7 protein-coding genes are annotated in these 6,291 nt (G+C 62.1%); 4 read left to right on the top strand and 3 right to left on the bottom strand.

Features of this window, described 5'->3' with window-relative positions; translation table 11 throughout:
• Positions 1–168: 168 nt before the first annotated feature.
• Entirely contained in the window at positions 169–2,118 is a 1,950-nt protein-coding gene (locus tag BHD08_RS22760) for a hypothetical protein (RefSeq protein WP_125025234.1), read from the bottom strand.
• The gene (locus tag BHD08_RS22755; protein WP_125025232.1) at positions 2,115–2,441 is read right to left on the bottom strand and encodes a hypothetical protein; all 327 of its coding nucleotides are present in this window, start codon (positions 2,439–2,441) and stop codon (positions 2,115–2,117) included. Before BHD08_RS22755 ends, BHD08_RS22760 begins: the two co-directional genes overlap by 4 nt.
• 588 nt (positions 2,442–3,029) lie before the next feature.
• Between BHD08_RS22755 and BHD08_RS22750 the strand changes: the two genes are divergently transcribed.
• From BHD08_RS22750 to BHD08_RS22740, 3 genes are read left to right on the top strand one after another with little or no spacing between them, the layout of a single operon-like run.
• Positions 3,030–3,287: a hypothetical protein gene (locus BHD08_RS22750; RefSeq protein WP_125025230.1), complete on the top strand. Its 258-nt coding sequence runs from the start codon at positions 3,030–3,032 to the stop codon at positions 3,285–3,287.
• The gene (locus BHD08_RS22745; protein ID WP_125025228.1) at positions 3,280–4,221 is read left to right on the top strand and encodes a site-specific integrase; all 942 of its coding nucleotides are present in this window, start codon (positions 3,280–3,282) and stop codon (positions 4,219–4,221) included. The genes BHD08_RS22750 and BHD08_RS22745 overlap by 8 nt, the downstream gene beginning before the upstream one ends.
• The gene (locus BHD08_RS22740) at positions 4,218–4,664 is read left to right on the top strand and encodes a hypothetical protein (RefSeq protein ID WP_125025226.1); all 447 of its coding nucleotides are present in this window, start codon (positions 4,218–4,220) and stop codon (positions 4,662–4,664) included. Before BHD08_RS22745 ends, BHD08_RS22740 begins: the two co-directional genes overlap by 4 nt.
• Positions 4,665–4,734: 70 nt before the next feature.
• Here BHD08_RS22740 and BHD08_RS22735 read toward each other — a convergent pair whose 3' ends face one another.
• Complete coding sequence (locus BHD08_RS22735) at positions 4,735–5,673, bottom strand: DNA-binding protein (protein ID WP_125025224.1); 939 nt, start codon at positions 5,671–5,673, stop codon at positions 4,735–4,737.
• A gap of 177 nt (positions 5,674–5,850) precedes the next feature.
• Here BHD08_RS22735 and BHD08_RS22730 point away from each other — a divergent pair, with 177 nt between their 5' ends.
• A complete protein-coding gene (locus tag BHD08_RS22730) occupies positions 5,851–6,144 on the top strand; it encodes a hypothetical protein (protein WP_125025222.1) in 294 nt (97 codons plus the stop codon).
• The last annotated feature ends 147 nt before the right edge of the window (positions 6,145–6,291 follow it).

Raw genomic sequence — 6,291 nt, 5'->3', positions numbered from 1 at the left:
GAGAATCGAGGTGGCCGCCCAGAATTGCCCTGGTGCTAAAGCAGCAAGGCCCAGGGGTATCCCTGGGCCTCGCTGGGGAAAGTGGGCCTGTGCTGCGGGGTGCCCCTTGGGCATCATCCGCAGCACCAGCGCGCTCGCGTGGCGCGCCCCCTGCCCTGAAACGGCTAGCTAACTGTCCTGGCGCGGCGGGATTAACGGCGATTTTCTGCCGCCATCCTGACTCCCGGCATTGGGTTTTGAGCTGGGCCAGTTTGCGCGGGAAACCGATGAGGGGCCTGGGCGGCTTCTCTGCGGTGCGCTCATCGAGGAGGCTGCCGAGGAGGGCACAGGGCTCGGAGAGGCAGGACGCGGCTGAATCACACTGCTCGGACCTCCACCACCAGGGCGACCGCCACGCCCCCCTGCTTTCCCAGCGGCGCCGCCTGCTGCGCCAAGGCGGCTGACGGCCATGACGGTCCCAGCCGCTTTGGCGACGAAACCACCGACCCCGGTCGCCGTGGCCATCGCCCCGGTCAGACTCCCGGCCAGCCCACCCAGCGACACGCGGCTGATACTCGATGAAATCCAGGTCGTGATCGCGAGCACCATTGCAGCCAGTGCGCCCATGAACCCACGCAGAGCGTCGAAATCCGCACCGGCACCAGCCCAACCACTTGCTGCCGCAGCCTGCCCGATTGCAACGGAGGCCATGACGAGCGAGACCGCGACTATAACGGCGTGAGCAGCGATCATCGCCAGCACCGGGAAAAGGAGGAGCGATGCATAGCTGATGAGCATCTCCGCGCCGCGCAACGGCGACATCAAAAGAAAGATCGGTGCCATCACAAGCACCAGCCAGAACAACCAGGCCGACAGGAGAACGTAGCCGGGCAGCAGCGTTTGCAGATCCAGCCAGCCGCCCAGGTCCTTGAGCATCTGTACGCTGGCCAGCATCCCAGCCCCGACCTCTGCCCCCTCAGCCGAAAGACCCGTGGTCTTTTGCAATGAGCGAGCCACGAACCGCTGCCATGCAGTTGCAGTGCTTACAGCCCCAACCTCTGCACTAACCCGCTGGCCACCAGCAATCGTCCCACCCTCCTCGCGGAACGCACGATATGCCTGCTCTGCGCCAAGCTGAGCGATTTTGTACGCCTCCACGCAGCTGCTGGGTGTGAACATCATCGACTGATCGCCAGCCCCAACGACCACGGGCTGCTGCCCCGGGACGGAGCTGATCGGCAAATAGGATGGCGTTGCATCCCCCTTCCCGGCGAACAGCGACTGCCAGTGCGCTTGGCTCGGTAGTGCATAACGGCCACCCATGAACGGGCCAGCATTCTCTAGCGCTGCAAGCCCGGCTGCGCGCCGCGACCGGATCGCACCGATATCGAACGCGCGGGTAATACCTGTTCGAGCTGCCCCCCCGCCGAACAGATAATTAAGCCAGCCACCATTTTCCTCTGCAGAGCCGATGACGAAGGTCCCCAGCCCGCTAGCAGCCGATCTAGCCTGCGCCAGGATGCCTAGCTCCTCATCAGGGATTCCGAGCCCACCGCCGCCAAGCAGTCCAACCGCATGTAGCGCCTCAATTTTCGCGGCATGCTCAGGACCAGCAAGCTCAGCGCGACTCGGAGCACAGCTGGCGTTGTAATCACGTATCAGCCGAGCCAGATCGCTGCCCTCGAACGGCTGCGCTCCACGTGACGCTATATCATCGACGGCCGACTGGGCCGGCACGATTGTGCCGGCAATGGTGTGCTCTGTGAGCACAGCATCCAGGAAGTTGCGATAAATGCGGTGGATCGCCATCGCAGCCTGTAGCGGGGTTGCCTGGACCTCGAGCATCTGAATCGTCGTCCCACTTGGCAGAGTGACTGCTGCGGGGCGCATGCCGTAGAGCACAACCCAAAAAATTACGAGGCCGCCAACCAGACCACGTACCAGCCCGCCATCTGCGAGCCGCAGCAGGACGACGAACAACCACAACGCGGCTACCGTCGAGACCAGCGCGGTGCTACTCATATTAATTGCAGAGAAAACGGGCTCGGTGGCTGCGAGCAGCGACATACCCGCATCTTCCCACAACTGAAATACCCAGCCGAAGCCCGCGTATCCCTCCGGTGTGGCTGCTGCACTCATATAGAGCGACTTCCGAGGCGCGCGCGCACAGCCAACATCAACCGCAGCACCCACAAACCGAGCCACAGCAGACACAGTGCGAATCCGATCAGTATCAGATACTGCGCCAGTGGAGCTGCAAGCCAATCGCCTGTCCGCTCGACCGCATCGTACTGCGACAGTGCACGACGCCCGTACACACCGGGCATCAGCAGCATCGCGAATATATGTAGCATCCCGAGTACGGGACCCAGCCCGATCCCAACCCAGCCGACCCGTCGCGTGATTGTTGGCAGCCGCGCCTGCAGCCGATCCAAAATTCCTGCGATTTTTTGCCGCTCCATCTGCCATTCCTCCGTTTGTTGTATGGCTCCTGGATCAGCCTAACGACCGACCCGCTGTGTCACCACCGAAGTCGCGCGCATTGCTCTCTGTTGCGTCAGTGCGTACCTGTGTGCCCGCTATGTCAGGGTCATACTGACCCAGCACATAGCGGGCACTTTAGACTCTCTGCCAATTTCACGCAACAAATAGCACGCAACAATCAAGCCATTGAAAATCCCCCTGCACTTGCGTAGCCTGACCCTGCTGAAACCGCGCCGCCCGGTCCAATCTGTCGCGTCCTTCGCAGCAGATTGGAGAGGTGGCTAGAGGCTGTGGCCCCGCGTCATTCGCGGCACAGCGCCTCGCCGAACCACGTCATTCGTGTCAGCGAGGCCGGCATCCCAGCCGCTCAAAAATGGGGAAATTGGTCGAGCAAGCCGGACCATAAAAACGGCACGACGAGAGCACAACTCGTAAAAAACAGGCGTGAACAGTCCCCGCCTGCGTTACAGCAAAGGGGGGCGAATAGGCACGGAGACCCACGCTCGCGTGGTGTGTCGCTGAACCGCACAATGTGCAGTCAGAGGTTCTTACAGGTGAGCATGCACATGAACGATTTCGACGCCCAGGCTATTGCTGCGCAGCTCAAGGCCCAGTCAGCAGCCCGGCGCAAACCTCGCACCTACAACCAGCGCCGCTCAGTACTCGATGAGTACAAATATGAGCTGCTGCAGCTGGACCGCGAGGGCTGCAGCGGAACACAGCTACAGACCTGGCTAGCTGAGAAAAAACAGCTCAGAGTCGAGCGGTCCACTATCAATCGCTGGCTGCATCGCAACCGCGTCCAGGACAACAGTGATGGCTAAATTTGCGAAGCCTGCGACGCAGGCTGCAAGCGTGATGAAACGCATGCAGGGCGGAGCCATTCGATCAGTCGGAACGGTCAGAAACTATGAGCTGCGGCTCAAGTTGGTTACTCAGTGGGTACAGCAGAACCGGCTCGGCAGCCTGCGAGAACTGACACCTGAACGCGCCCTGGATTACCTACGGCAGCGCGCCGCTCAGGTTGGCCAAAAGACCCTGGACATGGACCGGCAAGCCATACAGATGATGATGCGGCAAGTCACTGGCCAACTGGCCGAGGGACAAACGCTCGAGGTCATCAAAAGCAGTGCCCAGGAGCGGCCACGTACCGCCCGAGCGAAACCGGGTCAACCGAACAACCTTGGACGCAGGCTCGCTGAGCAATCACGGCTATACACACGCCAGCAAATAGAGCTGATCGCTGCACGGCAGGCAGCTCACAACGCACTGGCAACCGAGATTGCTGCAGCAGCAGGCCTCCGGGCTCATGAGCTGCTAACGCTGCGCCGCATACATCACCGTGCGCCCGATCAGCGTCCCGCCCACGAGCTGAAGTTTTCAGGTATCCGCGAGAACACTATCGGATACACAGTGCACGGCAAAGGCGGCCTGACTCGCGAGGTTCGGATTCCGCTTCAGTTAGCCCGTCGACTTGAAGCCACCCGACTACAGGAGCCGCGCCAAGTTACAGATCGCGGAGTCCACTACCAGCAGGTTTACAACATCGGCGGCGGACAGGCCTGGAGCGAGAGCTTCAGCTCAGCATCGAAAACTGCGCTCGGCTGGTCGAACGGCGCGCATGGGCTGCGGCACGTTTATGCTCAAGAACGGCTCAGTACGCTGCAACAGAAACTGACGCGGCAAGAAGCACTCCGTGTTGTTTCGCAGGAGATGGGGCATTTCAGGGCAGAGATCACGGAGGTCTATCTCAGATGAGCACTACAGAATTGCTAGTTACTGCGCTGCTGTTTGTAACCGTTGGTCTCGTCTGGTACATCGTAAGTTTGCGACTGCGGCTCAGACAGTCCGAGCAAGCGCGTGAGCAGGCCGAGCAGGCACGTGCCAGCAGCTCGCGCTGGTCAGCGGAGTTGGAGCAGGAACATCGCGCACAACTCGCGGAGCTGCAACAAAAGCAGGCACAGGCGGTCAAGCAGCTGCAGCGTGAGCACTCAATGGAGCTGGAGGCCCTGCAAGAAGCCGTCCGCGTTAGCGAACAGGAGCGTGAGCTAGCGACGCACCTGGCTCAGAAAGCACAGGTGCGCGAGCAGCACGCCCAGGCCAGGGCCAATCGCTACGAATCGTTGATGGCGTCCTGGTCGATTGGGAACGATGAGACCGCAAAAGCGATCAGCCGCACAATGACCCATCTCTCGGCGTGAGGCTCAAATCCCAACACCGGGATTTGAGCACGTAAGCACGTAAGCACGTAAGCACGAGCTTACCGCCACGTCACGCCTTCGGCTCCTTCTTCGTCTGTACGACGGTATCCAGCCGGGCCAGCAGGGCGGCGCTGTGCGCCTCGCTCGACTCCAGCTTGCCAGCCAGCAGGGCGGCGCGCTCGCGGGCTTCTGCGGCGCTGGCCTGGGCGTTGGACAGGGCGGTGCGTAGTTCGCCCTGGGCGGCGTCGGCCTCGATGCGCTGGGTGGTCATGCGCTGCTCGGCTTCCTGGGCGCGTTCATCGCTGCGGGCCTGGGCGGCGGCCAGCTCTGCAGCCAGTGCGGCGGCGCGCTGCTCGGCGGCCTGGGTAGCGGCCTCGGCACGCTCGGCGCGGGCATTCGCTGCGGCCAGCTCGGCGCGGCTGCGCTCCTGCTCCTGGTGGGCATGGTCGAGTTCGGCGCGCAGGTCGGCGGCGCGCTGCTCGATCTCCTGGGCGCGGGCTTCGGCACGCTCGGCGCGGGTGGTGGCGATGGCCAGCTCGGCGCGCAGGGCGGCCAGCTCCTGGGCGCGGGCGTCCTGCTGTTCCTGGTGCAACTCGGCGGAACGGGCGGCGGCGGCGCGCACTTCCTCAAGCTCGGCGGCCTGCCGCTCGTAGGCGTCGGCCAGCTCCTGGCGGTCGTGGTCGGCCTCGGCTCGCTCGGTTTCCCATGCGGCCTGTGCAGCCCGCAGGGATTCGTTGGCAAGCTCCTGGGCGGTCTGCCAGAGCGAAGCAAGCGCAGCGCTGTGCGCCTGGGTCACAACCTCGGGGACGGTGACGGCAACCGGCGCGGCCTGGGCGGTCTGCGAGCGGCGCCATTCGCGCATTACTGCACTGGCTGAGTTCATATCGACGCGAGCCAGACGGCGCACGGCGTCAACGGTGGGCATCGTCTCGCGCCCGTTCTGCTCGTACAGCTCCTGGGCGGCCTGAATGACGCGCTCGCGCACGTCTGCGGGGATGGCGATGGACATTGCAGCGACTCCTTTCTGGATGTGTGTTCGCAGTCTACCATAAGAATAATAATAGTCATATTATTATTCTTATTATTATGCACATCTGTAATCCCTGACAAACGGTTTCAGGCATGCGACATACACTGTCGCGCGCACTCGTCATTATGGGAAAGCCAATTTCCAAAAGGAAAAATCATGAGCAACGACATCTGGCAACTGACCGCTGCCGACATCGAGGAATACGCCCAAAATTACGAGGCAGGCCACCTAAACCCCGGCGATCGGGTCTGGTGTGACGAGGAGTTATTTCTGACCGCTGAACAGATCAGGGACGAGATTCATCAACTGGAAAACTCTCTGCGCGAGTACGAATGGACTGACCAAGAGTCGAGGCTGGAACGGCTCGACCTGCTGCGTGAAGCTCTCCACAGGCTGAAGACCACGGATAGCCCTACATCCCACCCCAGGAGCGAAGCAGCAGAGCCCTAAACAAACCATTGCTGTTACCTGGGGCAGTTGCCCACCGGCTACGCCCGTGGACAACATGCCAGCCCTCGACCCCCGCAAGCGGGGGACCCCCACTCGGGCCTCAAGATCAAGCACCTGATTATGTAACCGATTCAAGAGCCCGGCCTG

This window comes from Pseudomonas sp. SCT (assembly GCF_003864275.1).
In the GTDB taxonomy this organism is placed as follows: Bacteria; Pseudomonadota; Gammaproteobacteria; order Pseudomonadales; family Pseudomonadaceae; genus Stutzerimonas; species Stutzerimonas stutzeri_AE.
This window is presented reverse-complemented; position numbering and strand designations above follow the sequence as displayed.